This window comes from Pseudomonas cremoris, assembly GCF_014230465.1.
The window spans coordinates 347,223-368,759 of sequence record NZ_JAAXCY010000006.1 but is presented as its reverse complement, the minus strand read 5'-3'; the positions used below and the strand labels follow the sequence as shown (position 1 = coordinate 368,759).

Sequence of the window (21,537 nt, the reverse complement as noted above, 5' to 3'; positions counted from 1 at the left end):
CCACTCCCTGGCGTGTTTGCCAGTCGGCGATGTCCCTGAGCCGATTCGCACTACCCTGGAAGTTGCACGTTGGGCTGGTGTGCATGTCCGCTAGACGGAAAGCCTTAAAGCCTACTGCTTCTTCCACCTTGAACTTTCGGGTTCAAGGGCTAAGTCGACAGCGGCTCTGTCGGGGAGCCTGAATTCCCAAACTCAATGCCAGTCTTAGGACTGGCATTGTTTTATGAGCCGAAAAACCATGACCGAACCTGCGCCGCTTTCCCGTCCGCAACTTCGACGCATGTTGCGCAAAGCCCGCCGTGCTCTCACGCCGAGCGAGCAGCGCCAGGCCGCCCTTGGCCTGTATCGGCAACTGGCACAGCACCCGCTGTTTCGCCGGGCCAAACACATTTCCCTGTATCTACCGACGGACGGTGAAATCGATCCGCGCCTGCTGCTGCGTGCTGCCCAGCGCCGGGGCAAGGCCACCTACCTGCCGGTGCTCAGCGCCTGGCCACGGACCAAGATGGTGTTCCAACGCGTGCGGCCTGGGGAAAAGCTGCTGCCCAATCGTTTTCGTATCCTGGAGCCACGGGTCAATATCAGCCAGCAACGCAAGGTGTGGGCGCTGGACCTGGTGCTGCTGCCATTGGTGGGGTTCGATGATGCGGGCGGACGCTTAGGGATGGGCGGCGGTTTCTACGATCGCAGCCTCGCTTACCTGGCGCGCCGCCAAAGCTGGCGCAAGCCGACGCTGTTGGGCCTGGCCCATGAATGTCAGAAAGTCGAACGGCTGGTACAGGCGAGCTGGGATGTGCCGTTGGCAGGCACCGTCACCGATAAGCAGTGGTATGTCGCGCAAACGCCGCTGGAAAAAGCGGCGTCTTGAAGAAGGGTTAACGCTTGAACGGTTGCGGCTGCTGCTGAGCCAGTTCGACCGGCGCATCGGTCTTGTTCGACCACAAGCTTTGCGCATACCCGGTGGTCACGACGCCCAGACCAAACAAAATAACCAAAATCCATAGTAAATCCGGTTTACGTTGCATCGATTGCCCCCCTTCAGGCACCTCGTACACGATGACAACAACGTTCCAAAGTAGTCCGTTGCAGCTGCGTCAAGCTTTAAAAGCCGGCATTCTGCGGTAACGTGAACCAACACGCAAACCTTGGCGCCAACCGACTGTCGGTTTGTCATAAAATTGCCAGACAACTTGCCCACTGCCTTTTTCAGGAGACCAAAAATGGCCTACTGGCTGATGAAATCCGAGCCCGACGAACTCTCGATCCAGGGCCTGGAAAAGCTTGGCGAAGCCCGTTGGGACGGCGTACGCAATTATCAGGCGCGCAACTTTTTGCGGGCCATGGCCGAAGGTGACGAGTTTTTCTTCTACCACTCCAGTTGCCCGGAGCCCGGTATCGCCGGCATCGGGAAAATCATCAAGGCAGCGTACCCGGACCCCACCGCCCTTGAGCCGCAAAGCCACTATTTCGACGCCAAGGCCAGCCCAGAGAAAAACCCGTGGAGCGCCATCGATGTGGCCCACGTTGCAACCTTCCCCAAGGTGCTGGGCCTGGGCTACCTGAAACAACAAACGGCACTCGCCGAACTGCCCTTGGTGCAAAAAGGCAGCCGACTCTCGGTGATGCCGGTGACCGCAGAGCAGTGGGCGGCAGTACTCGCCCTGCGTTAATAACGACAGAACCCGGCGGTCACGCGCCTGACGCATGCATCTGTGCGCCAGTCGGGTTAGGCTTGCGCTTCATTTGACCGGCATCAACCGCCTTCGGGCGCTGACCGGTCAAACTAGGACGCTAATGCCGCAGGAAGCCGCCATGTCGACGAACCACCACGCCTCACGCCTTTTCGCCTTCGCATTGATCGCCCTGTTGTTGGGTGCCGGCGGCTTCGGTTACTGGCGCTCCACCCAGGATCGCCTGCCCGAAGGCCTGAGCATGGGCAATGGCCGCCTGGAATCCACCGAAGTGCAGATCGCCGCCAAGATCCCCGGGCGTCTGGCCGAAGTGCGCGTAGACGAAGGCGACAAGGTGCTCAAGGGCCAACTGCTCGCACGCATGGACACCCGCACCCTGGAAGCCCAGCGCGCCCAGGCCGAAGCCGAAGTGCTGCGCGCCAAGGAAAACTTCGCCGCCGCCGAAGCCAACGTGCAACTGCGCCAGAGTGAGCAACTGCTGGCCAACCAGGAACTCAAGCGCACCCAGGAGCTGTACAAGCGCGGCTTCGCCAGCAGCCAGTTGATCGACCAGCAGCAGGCTCGGCAGAACACCGGCAACGCCGCCGTGATCGCAGCTCAAGCCCAAGTCAACTCGGTCAAGGCGGCCATCGGTGCGGCCCAGGCCCAAGTGGCCCAACTCACCAGCGAAATCGACGACAGCAGCCTGCGCGCGCCTATCGACGGGATCATCCAACTACGCTTGGCCGAGCCCGGCGAAGTACTCGGCGCCGGTGGACGCGTGCTGCTGCTGATCGACCCCAATGACCAGTACATGAACCTCTACTTGCCCGCTTCCGTCACCGGTCGCCTGACCGTTGGCAGCGACGCGCGCATCCTGCTCGACGCACTGCCCCAACAGCCGCTGCCGGCCAAGATCAGCTTTGTCGCTGCCAAATCGCAGTTCACCCCTAAAGAAGTGGAAACCCGCGACGAACGCCAGAAACTGGTGTTCCGCGTCAAACTGCGGCTGACCCAACCCAGCGCCGTGCCCCAAGCCAAACCCGGCATGCCCGGCGCTGGCTACGTGCGCACGGCTGACATCGACTGGCCGGCCAACCTGCAATGACCGGCCTGGCGCTGCACGCCACCGGGATCAACCACCGCTACGGCAAGCAACAGGCACTGCTCGATATCAGCTTCAGCCTGCCGGCCGGCACGCGCTGCGGGTTGATCGGCCCGGATGGCGCGGGCAAGTCGAGCCTGTTGGGGTTGATCGCCGGGGTTAAAAAGCTGCAGGACGGCCAACTGGATGTTCTGGGCGGCGCCATCGACGACCGCCGCCACCGCAACAGCCTGTACCCGCGCATCGCCTTCATGCCGCAAGGCCTGGGCGGCAACCTGTACCCCGAACTGTCCATCAGCGAAAACATCCGCTTCTTCGCCACGCTGTTTGGTTTGTCAAAGGACGACTGTGACCAGCGCATGCACAACCTGCTGCTGGCCACCGACCTCGCACGCTTTGCCGAACGCCCGGCGGGCAAGCTTTCCGGCGGCATGAAACAAAAACTCGGCCTGTGCTGCGCACTGATCCACGACCCGGACCTGTTGATCCTCGACGAGCCCACCACCGGCGTCGACCCGCTGTCACGCCGGCGCTTCTGGGAGCTGGTAGAAAGCGTACGCCAGGAGCGCCCGCAACTGACGCTGCTGGTGGCGACGGCCTACATGGAAGAGGCCGAGCAATTCGAACACTGCCTGATGCTCGACCGCGGCAAACTGATCGCCGACGGCTTGAGCAGTGAACTGGCAGCGGTAACACCCAGTGGCAAACTGGATGAAGCGTTCACCCACTTCCAGGGCGACAGCGCCCACAACAACCAGCCGCTGGTGATCCCACCGCGTGAAAGCGACACCACCGATATCGCCATCGAAGCCCACGACCTGACCCTGCGCTTTGGCGATTTCACAGCGGTCAACAAGGTCAGCTTCGCCATTGGCCGAGGCGAGATTTTTGGCTTCCTCGGCTCCAACGGCTGCGGCAAGACCACCACCATGAAGGTGCTCACTGGCCTCATGCCGGCCACTGAGGGCAGTGCGAAGCTGCTGGGCAATCCGGTGAACGCCAAGGACCTGGCCACCCGCAAGCGCGTGGGTTTCATGTCGCAAAGCTTCTCGCTGTATGGCGAGCTCAGCGTGCGCCAGAACCTGGTGCTGCATGCGCAACTGTTCGACTTGCCCAAGGCCGACAGCGGCCCGCGCATTGATGAACTGATCCAGCGCTTCGATCTCGGTGAGGTCGCCGAACAACCCTCTGGCGAGTTGCCCCTCGGCCTGCGCCAGCGTTTGTCACTGGCCGTGGCGGTGCTGCATCGCCCGGAAGTGCTGATCCTCGATGAGCCCACCTCGGGCGTAGACCCGGCAGCGCGGGATGACTTCTGGCGGCTGCTGATCGAGCTGTCCCGCGAACAAGGCGTGACAATCTTTCTGTCCACCCACTTTATGAACGAAGCCCAGCGCTGCGACCGCATCTCCTTGATGCATGCGGGAGAGGTGCTGGCGTGCGACACGCCGGACGCGCTGCAACAGCAATTCCATGGCGATACGCTTGAAGCTGCATTTGTGACCTGCCTGGAACAGGCCCAAGGCGAGCCCGAGCCCAGCGCGCCTTCGGCTACCGTCAGCGAAGTGACTGCACCGCCGGAGAGCAAGCGCGGTTTCAGCGTGGCCCGCTTGTTGGCAGTGGCCAGCCGCGAAAGCAAGGAACTGCTGCGGGACAAAGTGCGCATGGCCTTCGCTCTGCTTGGGGCGCTGTTCATGATGGTGATTTTTGGCTACGGCATTTCCCTGGATGTGGAAAAGCTCGCCTTCGCCGTGTACGACCAGGACCAGACCCCGCAAAGCCGCGCCTACCTGGAAGCCTTTCGCAGCTCACGTTATTTCGCCGAGCAACCGGCCATCCGCGACGCCAACGAACTGCACCGGCGCTTGCAACGCTCGGAGATCAAACTGGCCCTGGAGATTCCGCCAGGCTTTGGCCGCGATCTGTACGCGGGGCGCCAACCCACCGTGGCTGCGTGGCTCGATGGCGGCATGCCGTTTCGCGCAGAGACCAGCCGTAACTATGTGGAAGCCGTGCACCAGGGCAATCTTCAGCAACTGGCCGAATTGAGCAGTCGACCGCAGAGCAGTCAGGCTGCGGCCAAGCTGGAAACACGCTTTCGCTACAACCAGGACGTGGTCAGCGTAAACGCCATCGGCCCGGGGGTCATGGCGCTGATCCTGGCGTTCATCCCGGCAATGCTCACCGCGCTGGGCATCGTGCGTGAGAAGGAGCTGGGGTCGATCACCAACTTCTACGCCACGCCCTTGACGCGCCTGGAATTCCTGCTGGGTAAACAGGCGCCGTATCTAGCCGTCAGCCTGGTCAACCTGGCACTGCTGGTGGCGATGAACCGCTGGCTGTTCGGCGTGCCGTTCAAGGGCAGCGGTGTGACGCTGGCGTTCGGCGGCCTGCTGTACGTACTGGCCACGACCAGCATGGGCCTGTTGATTTCCGCGTTCACCCGCACGCAGATCGCGGCGATCCTCGGCACCATGATCATCACCAGCCTGCCGACCATCCAGTTCTCCGGGCTGATCGTGCCGCGTTCGTCACTGGAAGGCGCAGCCGCATTGATGGGCACGCTGTTTCCGGCGGGGCACTTCCTGGATATTGCAGTGGGCACCTTCACCAAGGCCCTGGACCTACGCCAACTGTGGCCGCAATGCCTGGCGCTGTTCGGGTTTTTCGTCGGGTTTACCGGTTTGAGCCTGATCATGCTCAAGAAGCAGGAGGCCTGATGCATAAGTTCGCGCACATTCTGCGGCTGGGTCTCAAGGAACTGACCAGCCTTCGCCACGACAGCGTTCTACTGCTGTTTCTGTTCTACGCATTCACCGTGGCCATCTATATGCCTGCGGCCGGCTCGGTGATCGGGGTGCACAACGCCAGCGTGGCGTTTGTCGATGAAGACCACAGTGCGCTCTCGCGGCAAATGGCCGAAGCCCTGCAACCGCCTGAGTTTCAAACGCCAGCGCCCTTGGCCTATGACCAGTTGGACAAGGTCATGGACAGCGGCGAGTACACCTTCGTGATCAACGTGCCGGCGAACTTCCAGGCTGACTTGCTGGCTGGCCGCCAGCCCGACGTGCAGGTGAACGTGGACGCGACGGCGATGAGCCAAGCGTTTATGGGCGCAGGCTATATCGGGCGGATTTTCCAGCGCGAGTTACTCCGCTACAGCGGGCAAACTGACGCCGCCAGCAACACGCCCGCCCTGCTCACCACCCGCGCACTGTTCAACACCAACCTGGAGGGCGGCTGGTTCCTGGCGGTGATCCAGATCGTCAACAACATCACCATCCTCGCCATCGTGCTCACCGGCACCGCACTGCTGCGCGAGCGTGAGCACGGCACCCTCGATCACTTGCTGGTGCTGCCGCTGACTGCGCTGGAGATCATGCTGGCGAAAATCTGGAGCAACATGCTGGTGGTGGTGCTGTGTACCTGGCTGTCGCTGGAAGTGGTGGTGAAGGGGTTGCTTGGCGTGCCGCTGGCGGGGTCGCTGAGTCTGTTCCTGTTTGTGACAGCGCTGTATCTGTTTGCCAGTACGGCCTTGGGGATATTCCTCGCGACGCTGGCGCGTTCGACGCCGCAGTTCGGCTTACTGGCGATCCCGGTGATCATCCCGATGCTGCTGTTGTCAGGCGGCAGTACACCGCTCGACAGCATGCCCGAATGGTTGCAATGGGTGATGCAGGGGTCGCCGTCGACGCACTTTGTGAGCCTGAGCGCGGCGATTCTGTTTCGGGATGCGGGGGTGAGCGTGGTGTGGCCGGACTTGCTGGCGCTGGCGGGGATTGGGTTGGTGTTTTTCTTGGTGGCGTTGGGGCGGTTCAGGAAGAGCTTGGCGTCTTGAGGTGCCTGTTAGGCCGTCTTCGCGAGCAAGCCCGCTCCCACATTTTGAATGGGTTCACACATCAAAATGTGGGAGCGGGCTTGCTCGCGAATGGCGCGAAGCGGCTGGTTTACTGGATGATCAGGTTGTTGAACAGCAGGTCTTCCACCACCGGCTTGCCGGTTTCGTCGTTCATCACTTGCTGAGTCTGCTTCAGGGCTTCCTGGCGCAGTTTCTCCTTGCCTTCCACCGTGCTCATGGTCTCGTTGGTCTGCTGGGTGAACAGCGCCACCAGTTGGTTGCGGATCAGCGCGTCGTTGGCTTTGACGGCAGTGGCTGCTTCGGGGCCGGTCACGCGCAGGGCGATGTCGGCTTTGAACACCTTGAGTTTCGCCGTGCCGTCCAGGCCGTAGTTACCCACGAACGGCGGGCTGAGGCTGATATAGCTGATCTTCGGCGCCTCGCCTTCTTTGGCTTCTTCGGCCTGGGCTGCCATCGGCAAGGTCAGGGCCAGCATCAACAGGATCCACGCTTTCACAGTTCATTCCTCAAATTCGGTTGCCCGGTAGCATAACGCTAGCAAGGCTGAGCACAAGCTTATGGCGGCTTATCAGGCCTGGGCATGCTCGTTGACCCACGAGCGTACCCTCCTACACTTATCGGCCACGACGCCAAAAGGAATAGTCCGATGAAAGCTGTGCTGTGCAAAGCCTTCGGCCCCGCCGAAACCCTGGTGCTGGAAGAGATCGAGAGCCCAGCGATCAAGAAGAACGAAATCCTGCTGGACGTGCATGCCGCCGGGGTCAACTTTCCCGACACGCTGATTATCGAAGGCAAGTATCAGTTCAAGCCCCCTTTCCCGTTCTCGCCAGGTGGCGAGGCTGCGGGGGTCATCCATGAAGTGGGCGAAAAGGTCAGCCACCTGAAAGTCGGTGACCGGGTCATGGCCCTGACCGGCTGGGGCAGCTTTGCCGAGCAGGTTGCAGTACCGGGCTACAACGTGCTGCCGATCCCGCCCAGCATGGATTTCAACACCGCCGCCGCCTTCAGCATGACCTACGGCACCTCCATGCACGCGCTGAAACAACGCGCCAACCTGCAACCCGGCGAAACCCTGCTGGTACTCGGCGCCTCGGGCGGCGTGGGCCTGGCTGCCGTGGAAATCGGCAAGGCCATGGGCGCCCGCGTGATTGCCGCCGCCAGCAGTGCCGACAAACTCGCAGTGGCCAAGGCGGCCGGTGCCGACGAGTTGATCAACTACAGCGAAACCAACCTGAAAGACGAGATCAAACGCCTCACCGACGGCAACGGTGCCGATGTGATCTATGACCCTGTCGGTGGCGACCTGTTTGACCAGGCCATCCGCAGCATCGCCTGGAATGGGCGCTTGCTGGTGGTCGGGTTTGCCAGTGGGCGCATCCCGGAGCTGCCCGTGAACCTGGCGTTGCTCAAGGGTGCGGCGGTAGTGGGCGTGTTCTGGGGCTCGTTCGCCCAGCGCCAGCCCCAGGACAACGCGGCGAACTTCGCACAGCTGTTTGGCTGGTTTGCCGAAGGCAAGTTGAAGCCGCTGGTGTCGCAGGTTTACCCGCTGGAACACGCCGCCCAGGCGATCAACGACCTCGGCCAACGCAAAGCCGTCGGCAAGGTGGTGGTTCAGCTACGCTGACCGTAGTTTCATTTTGCCCACGCAGTGCCTGGGTGCATGATCGCGCCCAGGCACTTATTCACAGGCAGGAAGGGTTATGGTCAAGACGTTGCTGTTGGGCATGTTGATGCTGCTGTCGGTACAAGCATGTGCCCATAAAAAGGACGAAGCCCTCGGCCTCAGCAATGTCACGGTGTTGATCGTGCGCCACGCCGAAAAACCCGCCCAAGGCCCGCTGCTCAATGCCCGTGGCGAACAGCGCGCAGCGGCGTATGCGAGTTATTTCGACCCGCTGCAGCTCAATGGCGTCTCTGTGGTACCGCAACGGTTGATCGCAACCAGCGACAGCAAGGACAGTTCACGCCCGCGCCTGACACTCACACCGCTGTCGCAACGCCTGCAACTGCCCATCGAGCAGCCGTATGCCGACAATGAAGTCGACAAGCTGGTCAAATCGTTGCGCAAGTCCAACCAGGCGCAAACGGTGCTGATCGCCTGGCACCATGGGCATATCGATAAGTTGATCGCCGCGTTCGGCGGCGACGGCCCAGCCTTGACCGGCCTGCCGAAATGGCCGGAAAGCGTGTATGACTGGCTGATCGTGTTGCGCTTTGATGAGCAGGGCCAACTGATCGAGTCCCGCAGCCAGAAAGTCCAGGAGCATCTGCTCCCCGGCGATATCGCTTCGCTGCGTTAATAAAACGTCCTCGAATTACCCCTAAGCGACATGTTCGTAAAAGAACATGCGATTGCTCTCATTTCTTGTGCTTGCAGATAAGAGGCGATGCTATTTTCGGTAACGAAACTGTAACATTCGCATCCGCAGTCAAAACAAGAAATTTGGAGTTCTTGAATGTTTGCTTTCTTTCGTCCTGCCGCACACCAGGCGCCCCTGCCTGAAGAAAAAATAGACAGTACCTACCGACGCCTGCGCTGGCAGATCTTCGCCGGTATTTTCTTTGGTTACGCCGGGTACTACCTGCTGCGCAAAAACTTCTCCCTGGCCATGCCCTACTTGATCGACGAGGGTTATACCCGTGGCGAACTGGGCCTGGCGATGTCGGCCATCGCAATTGCGTACGGCTTGTCCAAGTTCCTCATGGGCCTGGTGTCCGACCGCTCCAACCCGCGCTACTTCCTGACCTTCGGCCTGCTGGTGTCGGCGGGGGTGATGTTCATTTTCGGTTTCGCACCTTGGGCAACGTCCAGCGTGACCATGATGTTCATTTTGCTGTTCATCAACGGCTGGGCCCAGGGCATGGGCTGGCCGCCAAGCGGGCGGACCATGGTGCACTGGTGGTCGCAGAAAGAACGCGGCGGCGTGGTGTCGGTATGGAACGTGGCGCATAACGTCGGTGGTGGCCTGATCGGCCCGCTGTTCTTGCTCGGCATGGCGTGGTTCAACGACTGGCATGCGGCGTTCTACGTGCCGGCCACCGTTGCCTTGCTGGTGGCGGCGTTTGCCTTCATCACCATGCGCGATACCCCGCAGTCGGTGGGTCTGCCGCCGATCGAGCAATACAAGAACGACTACCCAGAAGGCTACAACGCCAGCCACGAAGAAGAGTTCAGCGCCAAGGAAATCTTCGTCAAGTACGTGCTGCGCAACAAAATGCTGTGGTACATCGCCTTCGCGAACGTGTTCGTCTACTTGCTGCGCTACGGCGTGCTGGACTGGGCGCCGACCTACCTCAAGGAAGCCAAGCACTTCGACGTGGATAAAACCTCGTGGGCGTACTTCTTCTACGAGTGGGCAGGCATTCCGGGCACGCTGCTGTGCGGCTGGATGTCGGACAAGATCTTCCGTGGCAACCGCGGCCTGACCGGCGTGGTGTTCATGGCCCTGGTGACCGTGGCGACCCTGGTGTACTGGCTCAACCCGCCGGGCAACCCGATGGTCGACATGATCGCGCTGTTCTCCATCGGCTTCTTGATCTACGGCCCGGTGATGCTGATCGGCCTGCAGGCATTGGAGCTGGCACCGAAGAAAGCCGCCGGTACTGCCGCGGGTTTTACTGGCCTGTTCGGTTACCTGGGCGGCTCGGTGGCGGCGAGTGCAGCCATGGGCTACACCGTGGACCACTTTGGCTGGGACGGCGGCTTTGTGCTGCTAGTGGGCGCGTGTCTGCTGGCAATCGCGTTCCTGATCCCTACGCTGTGGCACACCAACAGCGTCAGCGCGGCGCGTTAATCGCCGCCTGAACAGCCCTTCGCACAACGCTTGAGCCGCGCCTCCAGGTTTTTATCTGGCATGGCGTGGCTACGCAGGGCGTTAACGGTCTGCTCGACATAATCGCGAGTGGTGCCGTAGCGCCCGCAAGCGCTCTCCAGCACATGGTTCAATACCTGGTCGGGCAAGTTACCCGCGTAGCTGGGCAAATGCCGCTCCAACACAAACCCCAACGCCTGCACCTGGGTGCCATCTTCAAGACGGCAACTGAGCCAATGCGGCCGGTAGGAGGGATATGGCATTTCGCGGCACCACAGTGCGTACAGCGAGGCTTCCAATTGATCTTCCGGCAGGCGGTAGGCGAACCCGCTGCAAGAGCCGCCGCGATCCAGGCCGAAGACCAACCCCGGTAATTCCGGCGTGCCCCGGTGCTCGTGAGACCACAGGTACAGGCCCCGGTGATAACCATGCACCCGCGCCCGCACGCGCTGGGTGGACGAACATTCCGGGCGCCAGATGAGCGATCCATAAGCAAACAGCCAGACCGGCCCCCCCTTGTGCCGACCCATGGTGGCCTGCATCGAGCTCATCAATTGTTCGTGAGTGAGTTGCGGCCCCAGATCGAGTCGCGGAGGGTAAGCCAGTTGCATAAGATCGGATTCAATAACAGTCATGGCGGATCGCTGAGGTCTCCTTCGTGTCTGCGGGAGTTATTACGGGTTGTGAGTAACTTTAGCGCAATGGAACACACTGATGTGCCCGAATTAAATACCTTAAAAGCATAAGTAAAAGTATAAGCCAGGCGCCCGCTCGTCAGGATTGAGCCAGCCAATCCCGCTAATTTCAGCCTTGGTTCAGCCTGGGCCCGCCAAGAGCCTTCAAAATGGGGCACACATCACGACCCAACTAGCCGCCCATCAAATCGACTATCGAGGTCGCACCCATGAAAAAATTCCGACTGCCTAGCCTGTTGTTCCTGGCCCAGGCCACCACCGCGCTGGCGGGCGAAACGCCGGCTACCGAGGACGACAAAGGCTTCTGGTATGCACAGACCAGTGTCTATACCCGTCACTTTGCACCTGACCCGGACCACAACAACAACCAGGACCTGATTGGCCTGGAGCGCAACGAAGCGTCAGGCTTTGTGTACGGCGGCGCGACGTTTCGCAACTCGTTCAGGCAGCGTTCGTACTACGCCTATGCGGGCAAGCGTTATGACATGACGCACTACCCGGTGTATCTGAAACTGACGGGCGGGGCGATCCAGGGCTATCGCGGCAAGTACCGCGACAAGATCCCGTTGAACCGTTTCGGCGTGGCGCCGGTGATCATTCCGTCGGTGGGCACCCACTACGGGCCGGTGGCGGCTGAAGTGGTGCTGTTGGGGTTCAATGCGGCGATGGTGACGACTGGCGTGCGGTTCTGACACTGACACAGCGCGGTCTAATGTGGGAGCGGGCTTGCTCGCGAAAGCGTTGTGTCAGCCACACATATGCTGACTGAATCACCGCATTCGCGAGCAAGCCCGCCCCCACATTTTGATCGGCGTACGTCAGCGACTTATGGGCGAGGCGCGTAGGCGAATACGTCGGCACGCATCTGGTGCGCATCCATACCGGCTTCGACCAGCGCATCCAAGGTGCCGTAGATCATCGCCGGTGAACCACTGGCGTAGACGTGCACGGCCTTGAGGTCGCTGATGTCCTCGCACACGGCCTCGTGCAATAGCCCGCAGCGCCCTTCCCAACCGCACAGATCGCTGACGACTTTGTGCAGGAACAGGTTAGGCAGTTGCTGCCACTGGTCCCAGTGCTCGATGTCGTAGAAGTCTTCCGGGCGACGCACGCCCCAGTACAGGTGCACCGGGTGCTTGAAACCGGAAGCGCGGCAATGTTCGATCAGGCTGTGCATCTGAGCCATACCGGTGCCGGCAGCGATCAATACCAACGGCCCGTCAGGCAGCTCGGCCAGGTGCGTGTCGCCATAGGGCAGCTCGATGCGCGCCATCTGGTTACGTTGCAGTTGCGCAAGCAGGCTGCGTGCGCTGTCTTCGCGGACCAGCACGTGTAATTCCAGCTCGCGCCCGGCATGGGGCGCCGAGGCCAGGGAAAATGCCGACTTCTCGCCATTTTCCCGCTCGATCATCAGGTACTGCCCAGCGTGATAACGCACTGCCTTGCCGGCCGGAGCCCGCAGTCGAACGCGCCAGACATCACCACCTACGTCCACGCATTCACTCAATTGGCACGACAACTTGCGCAACGGCAACTCTCCCGGCGCCAACACGCCATCCCACAACACAATGCAATCTTCCAGGGGCTCGGCGATGCAGGTGTAGAACTCACCATGGTCGCGAACCTCACCGGCTTGCTGCACCCGGCCCTCCACCAGTAGCGCGGCGCACACGTGGCACACACCGTTGCGACACGCCTGGGGGCACTCATAACCCAGGCGGCGCGCGCCTTCAAGGATTCGCTCGCCAGGGACCAGCTCCAGCACGGCGCCGGAAGGTTGCAGGGTTACACGCATCAATCTATTCCCAATTCTTTCCAGATCGCATCGACACGGGCAGTGACGGCTTCATCCTTGACGATCACCCGGCCCCACTCGCGGGTGGTTTCACCCGGCCATTTGTGAGTGGCATCCAGGCCCATCTTCGACCCCAAGCCCGACACCGGCGAGGCGAAGTCGAGGTAGTCGATTGGCGTGTTGTCGATCATCACCGTGTCGCGCTTGGGGTCCATGCGCGTGGTGATGGCCCAGATCACGTCGTTCCAGTCGCGGGCATTGATGTCGTCGTCGGTGACAATAACGAACTTGGTGTACATGAACTGTCGCAAAAACGACCACACACCGAGCATTACCCGCTTGGCGTGCCCCGGGTACGACTTCTTCATGGTCACGATGGCCATTCGGTACGAGCAGCCTTCGGGCGGCAGGTAGAAGTCGGTGATTTCCGGGAATTGCTTTTGCAGGATCGGCACAAACACTTCATTGAGCGCCACGCCGAGGATGGCCGGCTCATCCGGCGGACGGCCGGTGTAGGTGCTGTGGTAAATCGGCTTGATCCGGTGGGTGATGCGCTCGACGGTGAACACCGGGAAGCTGTCGACTTCGTTGTAGTAGCCGGTGTGATCGCCGTACGGGCCTTCATCAGCCATTTCGCCGGGATGAATCACGCCTTCCAGGATGATCTCTGCTGTGGCCGGCACTTGCAGGTCGTTGCCACGGCACTTCACCAGCTCGGTGCGGTTACCGCGCAACAGGCCAGCAAAAGCGTATTCGGACAGGCTGTCCGGCACCGGGGTGACGGCACCGAGGATGGTGGCTGGGTCGGCACCCAGGGCCACGGAGACCGGAAACGGCTTGCCGGGGTGCTTTTCGCACCACTCACGGTAGTCCAGGGCGCCGCCACGGTGGCTCAGCCAGCGCATGATCACCTTGTTACGGCCGATCACTTGCTGGCGGTAGATACCCAGGTTCTGGCGATCTTTGTTCGGGCCCTTGGTGACGGTCAGGCCCCACGTGATCAGCGGGCCGACGTCGCCGGGCCAGCAGGTTTGTACCGGGAGCATGGCCAGGTCGACATCATCGCCTTCGATGACCACTTCCTGGCACACCGCGTCCTTGACCACTTTGGGGGCCATGGCGATGATCTTGCGGAAGATCGGCAGTTTCGACCAGGCGTCCTTCAAGCCCTTGGGCGGCTCGGGTTCCTTGAGGAAGGCCAGCAGCTTGCCGATTTCACGCAGCTCGCTGACCGACTCGGCGCCCATGCCAAACGCCACGCGCTCAGGGGTGCCGAACAGGTTGCCGAGTACCGGGATATCAAAGCCGGTCGGGTTCTCGAACAGCAGCGCCGGGCCCTTGTTGCGCAAGGTACGGTCGCAAATCTCAGTCATTTCCAGCACCGGGGAAATCGGCATCTGGATACGTTTCAACTCTCCGCGCTGCTCAAGCTGCTGCACGAAATCCCGAAGATCCTTGAATTTCATTAACCATGCCACCCGTAAAATAGGCGTACATCCTACCTGCTCTGGCGTCGGCTGGCAGCTTATCGCGGCGCATTTGGCTGCCGAACGTGCTTAAAAAACAGGCGAAAAAAAATGGCGCCCCTGAGGGCGCCATTCTTTCGGACCTGAAACGTCGTATTACTTACGCTTCATCGACAGGAAGAACTCGTCGTTGGTCTTGGTGGTTTTCAGCTTGTCGACCAGGAACTCGATGGCTGCAACTTCATCCATCGGGTGCAGCAGCTTGCGCAGAATCCACATGCGCTGCAGTTCGTCGTCGGCGGTCAGCAACTCTTCACGGCGGGTACCGGAACGGTTGATGTTGATCGCCGGGAACACGCGTTTTTCCGCGATGCGACGGTCCAGGGGCAGCTCCATGTTGCCGGTACCCTTGAACTCTTCGTAGATCACTTCGTCCATCTTCGAACCGGTTTCAACCAGTGCGGTGGCGATAATGGTCAGCGAGCCGCCTTCTTCGATGTTCCGCGCGGCGCCGAAGAAACGCTTCGGTTTTTCCAGGGCGTGGGCATCGACACCACCGGTCAATACCTTGCCGGAGCTCGGGATCACGGTGTTGTAGGCACGGGCCAGACGGGTGATGGAGTCAAGCAGGATCACCACGTCTTTCTTGTGTTCGACCAGGCGCTTGGCCTTCTCGATCACCATTTCGGCAACCTGTACGTGACGGGTTGGCGGCTCATCGAACGTCGAGGCAACCACTTCGCCGCGCACGGTGCGCTGCATTTCGGTTACTTCTTCCGGACGCTCATCGATCAGCAGAACGATCAGGTGAACTTCAGGGTTGTTACGCGCGATGTTCGCTGCAATGTTCTGCAGCATGATGGTCTTACCGGCTTTCGGCGGTGCGACGATCAGGCCACGCTGGCCTTTGCCGATCGGGGCGCACAGGTCGATAACACGACCGGTCAAGTCTTCAGTGGAACCGTTGCCGGCTTCCATCTTCATGCGCACGGTCGGGAACAGCGGGGTCAGGTTCTCGAAGAGAATCTTGTTTTTCGCGTTCTCGGGACGATCAAAGTTGATCGTGTCGACCTTGAGCAGGGCGAAATAACGCTCGCCTTCCTTCGGAGGACGGATCTTGCCAACGATGGTGTCACCGGTGCGCAAGTTGAAGCGACGGATCTGGCTCGGCGAGACGTAGATATCGTCTGGGCCGGCGAGATAGGAAGCGTCTGCAGAGCGAAGGAAGCCGAAGCCGTCCTGGAGAATCTCCAGCACGCCATCACCGGAGATTTCCTCGCCGCTTTTCGCGTGCTTCTTGAGCAGGGAGAAAATCACGTCCTGCTTGCGCGAACGGGCCATATTTTCTATGCCCATTTCTTCGGCCAGTTGGAGCAGGTCGGTAATCGGCTTTTGCTTGAGTTCAGTCAGATTCATATAGGAATGACGTAATCATTTATGGAGGGGGGAAATTAAGCTTTTGGCTTAATGAGGCCGCGCCGCGGAGAAGGCGACAGGATCGCGTACTAATCGAAAAGGAATGCGTCGGCGACGGCTTGCAGGGGGCAGTGGAGAAACCAGTGCGGGGCCGAATGTACCACCTGAGTTTCGGAGCGTCTAGCCCTGTTTCACGAAAAAGCCCCGCTATTTGCGGGGCTTTTTTAAACGACGCTTAGATGTTCGCGTCGAGGAAAGCTTGCAGCTGGGACTTCGACAGCGCGCCCACTTTGGTTGCTTCGACGTTGCCGTTCTTGAACAGCATCAGCGTCGGGATACCACGCACGCCGTGCTTGGCCGGGGTTTCCTGGTTGTCGTCGATGTTCAGCTTGGCAATGGTCAGCTTGCCTTCGTAAGTGGTTGCAATGTCGTCCAGAACAGGAGCGATCATTTTGCAAGGGCCACACCATTCAGCCCAGTAGTCAACCAGCACCGGGCCTTGAGCCTTGAGTACTTCGGCCTCAAAGGTCGCGTCGGTGACGTGCTTGATAAGATCGTTGCTCATGGATGTCTCCGGATTGTAAGCAAAAAAAACGTGGCCCATCATAGCCGCCCTTCCCCCGTTCAGGAAGCCGCCTCTGATTGAGTCTTGCTATGGTGGTGCATGAGTTTGGGTATCGCCCGGCTCACGACGCCACAGGGGTCACGAAGGCGATGCCGGTACGCAGCGCAGCGTTACGTACGTGTTCCTGCATGGTTTTCTGCGCCGCGCCACTGGCGCGCCGGGCCAGGGCACGCAGGATCTTGCGGTGTTCCTGCCAGGTCTCCATGGCCCGCTCCGGTCGGATGAACGGTAGCTTCTGGCTCTCCAGGAACACCTCGGCACTGGCACTCAAGATACTCACCATCGCCTGGTTACCGCTGGCCAGCAGGATGCGCTGGTGGAATTCGAAGTCCAACCGGGCTGCCGCCTCGAAATCGCCCGCCTTGAGCACTTGGCGCATCGCTTCGACATTGTCTTGCAGGCTGTCCAGCTCATCGACCGTCAGCGTCACCGCCGCCAACCCCGCCGCGAAACCTTCAAGGGCATAACGCAACTGGAAGATATCCAGGGGTGTGGCCTGGGCTGCGAACGGCCAGGCAAACCCTGGCGACTCCTCGGCAGCCTGCACAAATACGCCCTTGCCCGGCTGCACACTGACCACACCCAAGGCACTCAGGGAGGACAACGCTTCGCGCAGCGACGCCCGGCTCACACCCAGTTGCACCGCCAGGTCGCGCTGCGACGGCAGCGCATCACCCGGCCCAAAGCCTTGCTCCTTGATCAGTTTGCGGATGGCCTGCAGGGCCGCTTCCGGTACGGCTTGGGCGATGGAATTCATAAAAAACTCAAGGTTTCAGTCAACTGAGCGGCTAGTTGTAATGCTATTCGAGGTCGGCGGCAAGCCACGCCCCAAAGGGGCTCGCGCGGTTTTAGCGGCGCTCGAAAAGGGTGCGAAAACGCAAACCACTGTTCAGACCAGTAAGACCACCAAAACTCAACAAAACCCTGTGTTGCAGACGATCTTGAAGGTGCTGGCATGGGCTGTGCACTGAGCAAAATCAGAAATTTCCTTCGCCCTTCTCGGAGAGTTGCCATGACCAAGCGCTACAGCGCCCTGCTCACTGCCCTGTTTGCCAGCTTGATGCTGAGCCAGGCACCCGCCCAGGCCAACGGTCTGGACGATATCGTCGCCCGTGGCACCCTCAAGGTCGCCGTGCCTCAGGACTTTCCGCCGTTCGGCTCAGTCGGCCCTGACATGAAGCCACGCGGCCTGGACATCGACACCGCCAAACTGCTGGCCGACCAGCTCAAGGTCAAACTGGAGCTTACGCCCGTAAACAGCACCAACCGCATCCCGTTCCTCACCACCGGCAAGGTCGACCTGGTGATCTCCAGCCTGGGCAAGAATGCCGAGCGGGAAAAGGTCATCGACTTCTCCAAGGCCTACGCCCCCTTCTACCTCGCCGTGTTCGGCCCGCCTGATGCGGCCATCGCCAACCTCGACGACCTCAAGGGCAAGACCATCAGCGTGACCCGTGGCGCCATCGAAGACATCGAGCTGACTGCCGTCGCGCCCAAGGAAGCCACCATCAAGCGTTTCGAAGACAACAATTCCACCATCGCGGCCTACCTGGCAGGCCAGGTCGACCTGATCGCCAGCGGCAACGTGGTGATGGTGGCGATCAGCGAACGCAGCCCGAAACGCGTGCCGGCGCTGAAAGTGAAACTCAAGGATTCGCCGGTGTACGTGGGCGTGAACAAGAACGAGCCGGCGTTGCTGGAGAAGGTCAACCAGATCCTCGTCGCGGCAAAGGCGGACGGCAGCCTGGAAAAGAACGCGCTGCAATGGCTGAAAGAACCATTGCCTGCCGATCTCTGAACGCGGGGCTGATTCATGGCATATCAATTTGACTTTGTACCGGTACTGGCCAACACCGACCTGCTGCTGCGCGGCGCGCTGTTCACCCTTGAGCTGACGGCCATCGGCGCGATTCTCGGCGTGGCGCTAGGCACCGTCGGCGCCGTGGTGCGGGCGTGGAAGGTCCAGCCGTTCGCCTGGTTCTTCGGCGTGTATGTCGAGTTGATTCGCAACACACCGTTCCTGGTGCAGTTGTTCTTCATCTTCTTCGGCTTGCCGTCGTTGGGCTTGAAGATCACCGAGTGGCAAGCCGCTGTGCTGGCGATGGTGATCAACCTGGGGGCCTACTCAACCGAGATCATCCGCGCCGGCATCCAGGCCATTCCACGTGGGCAACTGGAAGCCGCTGCGGCGCTGGCAATGACACGCTTCGAAGCGTTTCGCTACGTGGTGCTGCTGCCAGCGCTAGGCAAAGTGTGGCCGGCGCTGAGCAGCCAGATCATCATCGTGATGCTCGGCTCGGCGGTGTGCTCGCAGATTGCCACGGAAGAGCTGAGCTTTGCCGCCAACTTTATCCAATCGCGCAATTTTCGCGCCTTTGAAACCTATGCCCTGACCACTCTGGTGTACCTGTGTATGGCGTTGATGATTCGCCAGTTGCTCAACTGGATCGGCCGCCGGTTTGTGATGAGGAACAGTCGATGAGTGATTTTTCGTTCTGGGACATCGTGCGCAACCTGCTCACCGGCCTGCAATGGACCCTGTTGTTGTCATTGGTGGCGTTTATCGGCGGCGGCGTGATCGGCTTGCTGGTGATGACGATGCGCATCAGCAGCAAGGCTTTCCCACGTAATGTCGCCTGCACCTATATCGAACTGTTCCAGGGCACGCCGCTGTTGATGCAACTGTTCCTGGTGTTTTTCGGCATCGCCCTGCTGGGTGTGGATATCTCGCCGTGGCTGGCCGCAGCGATTGCCCTGACCCTGTTTACCAGCGCCTACCTCGCCGAGATCTGGCGTGGCTGCGTCGATTCCATCGCCCATGGGCAGTGGGAAGCCTCGGCCAGCCTGGCGCTGAACCCGCTTGAACAACTGCGCTATGTGATCCTGCCCCAGGCGCTGCGGATTGCCGTGGCGCCGACGGTGGGTTTCTCGGTGCAAGTGGTCAAAGGCACCGCTGTGACCTCGATTATCGGTTTTACCGAACTGACCAAGACCGGTGGCATGCTCGCCAACGCCACGTTCGAGCCCTTCATGGTCTACGGCCTGGTAGCCCTTGGTTACTTCTTGCTCTGCTACCCCTTGTCCCTCAGTGCGCGCTACCTGGAAAGGAGACTGCATGCCTCTGCTTAGAATTTCCGCCCTGCATAAGTATTACGGCGATCACCACGTCCTCAAGGGCATCGACCTCACCGTCGAAGAAGGCCAGGTGGTGGCGATCATCGGCCGCAGCGGCTCGGGCAAATCCACCTTGCTGCGTACCCTCAATGGCCTAGAGTCGATCAATGACGGCGTGATCGAAGTCGACGGCGAATACCTCGACGCGGCCCGCGCCGACCTGCGCAGCCTGCGGCAGAAAGTCGGCATGGTGTTCCAGCAGTTCAACCTGTTCCCGCACCTGACCGTGGGCGAAAACGTGATGCTCGCGCCCCAAGTGGTGCAAAAAGTGTCCAAGGCCAAGGCTGCTCAATTGGCCAAGCAAATGTTGGAGCGCGTCGGGCTAGGAGAGAAATTCGACGCCTTCCCCGATCGTCTGTCTGGTGGCCAGCAGCAACGCGTCGCGATTGCCCGCGCCCTGGCCATGTCACCCAAGGTGCTGCTGTGCGATGAAATCACCTCGGCCCTCGACCCGGAATTGGTCAACGAAGTGCTCAGCGTTGTGCGCCAATTGGCCAAGGACGGCATGACCTTGATCATGGTGACCCACGAAATGCGCTTTGCCCGGGAGGTGGGGGACAAGCTGGTGTTCATGCACCAGGGCAAGGTGCATGAAGTCGGTGATCCAAAGGTGCTGTTCGCCGAGCCGCAGACGCCGGAACTGGCCAACTTTATCCGTACCACCGAAGCGACAGCCTGACCGTTCAGCCAGCGGGCACCAGCTCGAAACGCCCGCTGCCTTCCAACAGGGTTTTATCGCGGACAGCGATCGCCGCGCTCGGCAGCCAGGTGTCGATATGCACCTGCGCCGAAAAGGTACGCCCCTTGGCGGGCAATCCCCCCACCAACGCCACCAGTGATTGGCCTGGCTGCAACTGGCCACTGCGCTCTGCGTGGTTATGCAACTGGGCCATCTCGACGGGTTTTCCGTCCAACTGAGGATGCTGGAACGTCAGGCTGAATGAGCCCCGCTGCCCGAATCGATACCCTTGCCCGTCCGCCGCCCCCCCTTGAAAACGCAGTGCAATAACGCTGTTTTCAGGGCAGACCACGCTCAAACGCACCATGCGCCTGCCCAGGCTTGCTGACTTCTCGCTCGGACGCATCTGGCCGTAGTCGATGAGAGGCTGGCTCAAGAACAGGCGACAACTTGCGTTGGCCGCTGGCGCAGCCGGAATCAGGCCGACCAGCAGCACGCCCAGCGCCACGATGTACCCGCCAGCCCTTTTAACGGCAAATCGCCGCAGCGGTTTCATAGAATTGACCATCGTAAGTTTGCTCCGGCAGGTCGAGTTGCAGTACGCACGTCGTTGCGTTCGATGACGACACTTTCAGGGCTTGTGGCGCGTCGACATTGCTCAGGAAAATCATCCCGTCCCCCACCACCGTAGTCAGCAATGCGTTATCGCCTCCCAGCACAGCTCCGCCTTGGGGCAAGGGCTTGCCGTCCACATCCGTGGCCCGCAGCAATACACGACGTACCTTGATCACGTCGAAGTCGACCTTGTTGAATGAGCCGCGCCCGGCCTCCAGCATCTTGGTGCCATTTTTGATGTCCACCTGCCGTGGCAGGCTTTTACCTTCCAGTTCCAACAGGCTGGCTTGATACGCCGGAAGGCTGGCAATCACCGCGTTCCCCCACAAATCGGTCCAAACCGGCCCTTGAGGTGTGATGATTCGGGCCCCCGAAATATCGCCGACCGAGGCAATGCCAAAGGTGTCCTCTACCCGGTAGGGCGACAACGTTACCCCGCTAGCGTGGGCGACGACCCCGCCTTGCAATTGGCCGGAGTAACTGGTGCTGGACGAATCCCGATTGAGCCCCAAGCCTACTTGGGCGTAACGGGAAGTGGCGTTGAGCGTGCCGCCTACTGTGTTTTCCCGTCGCGCCCCCATGTCCTGATCGGTGCGCAACTGGTAATTCAACGCTTCGTCGATACGCTC

The 21,537-nt window shown here is 60.6% G+C and carries 23 protein-coding genes and 1 other RNA gene; 14 read left to right on the top strand and 10 right to left on the bottom strand.

The genetic code is table 11. The features are described from left to right. Position 1: 1 nt before the first annotated feature. Positions 2-180, top strand: a non-coding RNA gene (ssrS, locus tag HF257_RS17715) — 6S RNA. Positions 181-238: 58 nt separating this feature from the next. Continuing rightward, positions 239-868, top strand: coding sequence for a 5-formyltetrahydrofolate cyclo-ligase (locus HF257_RS17710; protein ID WP_185709831.1), 630 nt, complete (start codon positions 239-241; stop codon positions 866-868). A gap of 7 nt (positions 869-875) precedes the next feature. On the opposite strand, the gene HF257_RS17705 is transcribed toward HF257_RS17710, so the two are convergent. Continuing rightward, on the bottom strand, positions 876-1,025 hold the full coding sequence (locus tag HF257_RS17705) for a hypothetical protein (protein WP_010207387.1): 150 nt from the start codon (positions 1,023-1,025) through the stop codon (positions 876-878). A gap of 195 nt (positions 1,026-1,220) precedes the next feature. Between HF257_RS17705 and HF257_RS17700 the strand changes: the two genes are divergently transcribed. From HF257_RS17700 to HF257_RS17685, 4 genes are all read left to right on the top strand, one after another. Beyond that, complete coding sequence (locus tag HF257_RS17700) at positions 1,221-1,670, top strand: EVE domain-containing protein (protein WP_185709793.1); 450 nt, start codon at positions 1,221-1,223, stop codon at positions 1,668-1,670. Positions 1,671-1,812: 142 nt separating this feature from the next. Beyond that, positions 1,813-2,778: an HlyD family secretion protein gene (locus HF257_RS17695; RefSeq protein ID WP_185709794.1), complete on the top strand. Its 966-nt coding sequence runs from the start codon at positions 1,813-1,815 to the stop codon at positions 2,776-2,778. Then, a complete protein-coding gene (gene rbbA, locus HF257_RS17690) occupies positions 2,775-5,492 on the top strand; it encodes a ribosome-associated ATPase/putative transporter RbbA (RefSeq protein ID WP_185709795.1) in 2,718 nt (905 codons plus the stop codon). Before HF257_RS17695 ends, rbbA begins: the two co-directional genes overlap by 4 nt. Continuing rightward, positions 5,492-6,610, top strand: a complete 1,119-nt coding sequence (locus HF257_RS17685) for an ABC transporter permease (protein ID WP_185709796.1) — start codon at positions 5,492-5,494, stop codon at positions 6,608-6,610. Before rbbA ends, HF257_RS17685 begins: the two co-directional genes overlap by 1 nt. Before the next feature lie 109 nt (positions 6,611-6,719). Here the strand turns inward: HF257_RS17685 and HF257_RS17680 are convergent, their stop codons facing one another. Beyond that, a complete protein-coding gene (locus HF257_RS17680) occupies positions 6,720-7,127 on the bottom strand; it encodes a flagellar basal body-associated protein FliL (RefSeq protein WP_185709797.1) in 408 nt (135 codons plus the stop codon). A 150-nt stretch (positions 7,128-7,277) separates the two neighbouring features. Between HF257_RS17680 and HF257_RS17675 the strand changes: the two genes are divergently transcribed. The 3 genes from HF257_RS17675 (at position 7,278) to glpT (ending at position 10,425) form a co-directional block, all read left to right on the top strand. Next, the gene (locus tag HF257_RS17675; protein WP_185709798.1) at positions 7,278-8,255 is read left to right on the top strand and encodes an NADPH:quinone oxidoreductase family protein; all 978 of its coding nucleotides are present in this window, start codon (positions 7,278-7,280) and stop codon (positions 8,253-8,255) included. Positions 8,256-8,331: 76 nt separating this feature from the next. Further along, the gene (locus tag HF257_RS17670) at positions 8,332-8,931 is read left to right on the top strand and encodes a flagellar basal body-associated protein FliL (protein WP_185709799.1); all 600 of its coding nucleotides are present in this window, start codon (positions 8,332-8,334) and stop codon (positions 8,929-8,931) included. Between the two features lie 156 nt (positions 8,932-9,087). Further along, positions 9,088-10,425, top strand: coding sequence for a glycerol-3-phosphate transporter (glpT, locus tag HF257_RS17665; RefSeq protein WP_185709800.1), 1,338 nt, complete (start codon positions 9,088-9,090; stop codon positions 10,423-10,425). On the opposite strand, the gene HF257_RS17660 is transcribed toward glpT, so the two are convergent. After that, positions 10,422-11,078, bottom strand: coding sequence for a gamma-glutamylcyclotransferase (locus tag HF257_RS17660; RefSeq protein ID WP_185709801.1), 657 nt, complete (start codon positions 11,076-11,078; stop codon positions 10,422-10,424). The two genes, glpT and HF257_RS17660, sit on opposite strands and share 4 nt — an antisense overlap. 269 nt (positions 11,079-11,347) lie before the next feature. Here HF257_RS17660 and HF257_RS17655 point away from each other — a divergent pair, with 269 nt between their 5' ends. Then, positions 11,348-11,830: a sn-glycerol-3-phosphate transporter gene (locus tag HF257_RS17655; RefSeq protein ID WP_185709802.1), complete on the top strand. Its 483-nt coding sequence runs from the start codon at positions 11,348-11,350 to the stop codon at positions 11,828-11,830. Positions 11,831-11,964: 134 nt separating this feature from the next. Here HF257_RS17655 and HF257_RS17650 read toward each other — a convergent pair whose 3' ends face one another. The 5 genes from HF257_RS17650 to HF257_RS17630 form a co-directional block, all read right to left on the bottom strand. Further along, the gene (locus tag HF257_RS17650) at positions 11,965-12,933 is read right to left on the bottom strand and encodes a CDP-6-deoxy-delta-3,4-glucoseen reductase (protein ID WP_185709803.1); all 969 of its coding nucleotides are present in this window, start codon (positions 12,931-12,933) and stop codon (positions 11,965-11,967) included. Beyond that, positions 12,933-14,399, bottom strand: coding sequence for a 4-hydroxy-3-polyprenylbenzoate decarboxylase (gene ubiD, locus HF257_RS17645; RefSeq protein ID WP_071490463.1), 1,467 nt, complete (start codon positions 14,397-14,399; stop codon positions 12,933-12,935). The genes HF257_RS17650 and ubiD overlap by 1 nt, the downstream gene beginning before the upstream one ends. A 156-nt stretch (positions 14,400-14,555) precedes the next feature. After that, positions 14,556-15,815: a transcription termination factor Rho gene (gene rho, locus HF257_RS17640; RefSeq protein WP_016973082.1), complete on the bottom strand. Its 1,260-nt coding sequence runs from the start codon at positions 15,813-15,815 to the stop codon at positions 14,556-14,558. A 235-nt stretch (positions 15,816-16,050) separates the two neighbouring features. Next, a complete protein-coding gene (gene trxA, locus HF257_RS17635; protein WP_003213989.1) occupies positions 16,051-16,380 on the bottom strand; it encodes a thioredoxin TrxA in 330 nt (109 codons plus the stop codon). A gap of 121 nt (positions 16,381-16,501) precedes the next feature. After that, the gene (locus tag HF257_RS17630; protein ID WP_185709804.1) at positions 16,502-17,197 is read right to left on the bottom strand and encodes a FadR/GntR family transcriptional regulator; all 696 of its coding nucleotides are present in this window, start codon (positions 17,195-17,197) and stop codon (positions 16,502-16,504) included. Positions 17,198-17,452: 255 nt separating this feature from the next. Here HF257_RS17630 and HF257_RS17625 point away from each other — a divergent pair, with 255 nt between their 5' ends. Genes HF257_RS17625 through HF257_RS17610 form a run of 4 tightly spaced genes read left to right on the top strand, consistent with a single transcriptional unit; the run spans position 17,453 to position 20,293 of the window. Further along, positions 17,453-18,238 carry a transporter substrate-binding domain-containing protein gene (locus HF257_RS17625; protein ID WP_185709805.1) on the top strand — a complete coding sequence of 262 codons (786 nt, stop codon included), beginning with the start codon at positions 17,453-17,455 and terminating at the stop codon, positions 18,236-18,238. A gap of 15 nt (positions 18,239-18,253) precedes the next feature. Further along, entirely contained in the window at positions 18,254-18,922 is a 669-nt protein-coding gene (locus HF257_RS17620) for an amino acid ABC transporter permease (RefSeq protein ID WP_185709806.1), read from the top strand. Then, the gene (locus HF257_RS17615) at positions 18,919-19,569 is read left to right on the top strand and encodes an amino acid ABC transporter permease (RefSeq protein ID WP_185709807.1); all 651 of its coding nucleotides are present in this window, start codon (positions 18,919-18,921) and stop codon (positions 19,567-19,569) included. The genes HF257_RS17620 and HF257_RS17615 overlap by 4 nt, the downstream gene beginning before the upstream one ends. Continuing rightward, positions 19,556-20,293 (top strand): amino acid ABC transporter ATP-binding protein, encoded by a 738-nt coding sequence (locus tag HF257_RS17610; protein ID WP_185709808.1) that lies wholly within the window; start codon positions 19,556-19,558, stop codon positions 20,291-20,293. Before HF257_RS17615 ends, HF257_RS17610 begins: the two co-directional genes overlap by 14 nt. A 4-nt stretch (positions 20,294-20,297) precedes the next feature. On the opposite strand, the gene HF257_RS17605 is transcribed toward HF257_RS17610, so the two are convergent. Both HF257_RS17605 and HF257_RS33445 read right to left on the bottom strand, forming a co-directional pair. Then, positions 20,298-20,849, bottom strand: a complete 552-nt coding sequence (locus HF257_RS17605; RefSeq protein ID WP_233100294.1) for a DUF1120 domain-containing protein — start codon at positions 20,847-20,849, stop codon at positions 20,298-20,300. After that, positions 20,821-21,519: a fimbria/pilus outer membrane usher protein gene (locus HF257_RS33445; protein WP_269836832.1), complete on the bottom strand. Its 699-nt coding sequence runs from the start codon at positions 21,517-21,519 to the stop codon at positions 20,821-20,823. The genes HF257_RS17605 and HF257_RS33445 overlap by 29 nt, the downstream gene beginning before the upstream one ends. Positions 21,520-21,537 lie beyond the last annotated feature (18 nt).

Coding starts and splice junctions, on each gene's coding strand:
- HF257_RS17630 (WP_185709804.1), bottom strand. CDS start 17,197: ATGAATTCCATCGCCCAAGCCGTACCGGAAGCGGCCCTGCAGGCCATC.
- HF257_RS17655 (WP_185709802.1), top strand. CDS start 11,348: ATGAAAAAATTCCGACTGCCTAGCCTGTTGTTCCTGGCCCAGGCCACC.
- HF257_RS17615 (WP_185709807.1), top strand. CDS start 18,919: ATGAGTGATTTTTCGTTCTGGGACATCGTGCGCAACCTGCTCACCGGC.
- HF257_RS17610 (WP_185709808.1), top strand. CDS start 19,556: ATGCCTCTGCTTAGAATTTCCGCCCTGCATAAGTATTACGGCGATCAC.
- glpT (WP_185709800.1), top strand. CDS start 9,088: ATGTTTGCTTTCTTTCGTCCTGCCGCACACCAGGCGCCCCTGCCTGAA.
- HF257_RS17650 (WP_185709803.1), bottom strand. CDS start 12,933: ATGCGTGTAACCCTGCAACCTTCCGGCGCCGTGCTGGAGCTGGTCCCT.
- HF257_RS17700 (WP_185709793.1), top strand. CDS start 1,221: ATGGCCTACTGGCTGATGAAATCCGAGCCCGACGAACTCTCGATCCAG.
- HF257_RS17710 (WP_185709831.1), top strand. CDS start 239: ATGACCGAACCTGCGCCGCTTTCCCGTCCGCAACTTCGACGCATGTTG.
- HF257_RS17660 (WP_185709801.1), bottom strand. CDS start 11,078: ATGACTGTTATTGAATCCGATCTTATGCAACTGGCTTACCCTCCGCGA.
- HF257_RS17620 (WP_185709806.1), top strand. CDS start 18,254: ATGGCATATCAATTTGACTTTGTACCGGTACTGGCCAACACCGACCTG.
- rho (WP_016973082.1), bottom strand. CDS start 15,815: ATGAATCTGACTGAACTCAAGCAAAAGCCGATTACCGACCTGCTCCAA.
- HF257_RS17675 (WP_185709798.1), top strand. CDS start 7,278: ATGAAAGCTGTGCTGTGCAAAGCCTTCGGCCCCGCCGAAACCCTGGTG.
- HF257_RS17705 (WP_010207387.1), bottom strand. CDS start 1,025: ATGCAACGTAAACCGGATTTACTATGGATTTTGGTTATTTTGTTTGGT.
- ubiD (WP_071490463.1), bottom strand. CDS start 14,399: ATGAAATTCAAGGATCTTCGGGATTTCGTGCAGCAGCTTGAGCAGCGC.
- trxA (WP_003213989.1), bottom strand. CDS start 16,380: ATGAGCAACGATCTTATCAAGCACGTCACCGACGCGACCTTTGAGGCC.
- HF257_RS17685 (WP_185709796.1), top strand. CDS start 5,492: ATGCATAAGTTCGCGCACATTCTGCGGCTGGGTCTCAAGGAACTGACC.
- HF257_RS17605 (WP_233100294.1), bottom strand. CDS start 20,849: ATGAAACCGCTGCGGCGATTTGCCGTTAAAAGGGCTGGCGGGTACATC.
- rbbA (WP_185709795.1), top strand. CDS start 2,775: ATGACCGGCCTGGCGCTGCACGCCACCGGGATCAACCACCGCTACGGC.
- HF257_RS17625 (WP_185709805.1), top strand. CDS start 17,453: ATGACCAAGCGCTACAGCGCCCTGCTCACTGCCCTGTTTGCCAGCTTG.
- HF257_RS17670 (WP_185709799.1), top strand. CDS start 8,332: ATGGTCAAGACGTTGCTGTTGGGCATGTTGATGCTGCTGTCGGTACAA.
- HF257_RS17695 (WP_185709794.1), top strand. CDS start 1,813: ATGTCGACGAACCACCACGCCTCACGCCTTTTCGCCTTCGCATTGATC.